The sequence below is a fragment of the Ruegeria sp. BHSA123 genome (genome assembly GCF_059613425.1).
Map to the genome: position 1 here is coordinate 1 of NZ_JBXWSL010000175.1, position 1,031 is coordinate 1,031.

Annotated in this window: 1 protein-coding gene; it reads left to right on the plus strand. The window is 66.1% G+C overall.

Annotated features, from left to right (window positions below; translation table 11 throughout):
* Positions 1–693 (plus strand): IS91 family transposase (locus AC2FNC_RS20860; RefSeq protein WP_496716599.1); only part of this gene is annotated, 693 nt, incomplete at its 5' end.
* Between the last annotated feature and the right edge of the window lie 338 nt (positions 694–1,031).

The following is a 1,031-nucleotide window of genomic DNA, read 5'->3' on the forward strand; positions in this document are numbered from 1 at the left end:
GGCGGCGGCCTGTCACCTGACGCTACACGCTGGATCGCCTGCCGCCCTGGTTTCCTTCTGCCCGTGCGCGTCCTGGCCCGGCTGTTCCGGCGCCTGTTCCTGGAAGGGCTGTCGGCGCTGCACAAGGCAGGGCAGCTTCAGTTCTTCGGTGATCTGAAAAGACTGGCCGATCCCGCGGCCTTCGCCGCCTGCCTCGCCCCGCTCCGCAAGACCAAATGGGTCGTCTACGCCAAACCGCCCTTCGGCGGGCCCGAGTCTGTCCTCGCCTATCTCAGCCGATACACCCACCGCGTTGCGATCTCGAACCACCGCCTTGTCAGCGCCGATGCCGAGACCGTTGCGTTCCGTTGGAAGGATTACCGTATCAAGCGCGGCGACCGGATGAAGGTGATGCGGCTCAAGACCGGCGAATTCATCCGCCGGTTCCTGCTGCACGTCCTGCCCGACGGCTTTCACCGTATCCGCCACTACGGCCTGCTGGCCGGCGCCACCCGCAAGACCACCATCGCCCGCATCCGCGACTTGCTTGTGCAGACACTGGCCGAACAGGAAACGCAGGAGACTGCTGAGACCGCTCCGCTCACCCTGCGCGAGCCGTGCCCCTGCTGCGGCGGCCCGATGCGCATCGTGGAAATTTTCCGGCGCGGGCAAAAACCGATGAGCCGTGCGCCACCCAGGGAGCAGGCCGCATGACGAAACGCCCGTCCATGCCGCGAAGACTACCCCGGTTCCAATTCGTTTTCCGGAACGCCCCCGGTACGCCCGGTCCTGTGGTTAGCCCGCAATCACCCGGTCAACGGCTCCGACGGCACCCGGAACGCGCGAACACAGCCCGCTGGATAACCGCCCCCAACCGGCGCTTCCTGCCTGGTCGGCGCTCAGAACCGGCTCCCGCAATCACCCGCAGCATACTTTCCCCATAGACGCCGCCCAGCCTCCCGCGGCTTCCTCCTTGTCAGGTTATTCAACGCGGGCCGGGTTACACACGAACGCCAACGATGCGCCGCGGCCCGCATCGAAAAACCTTCGAC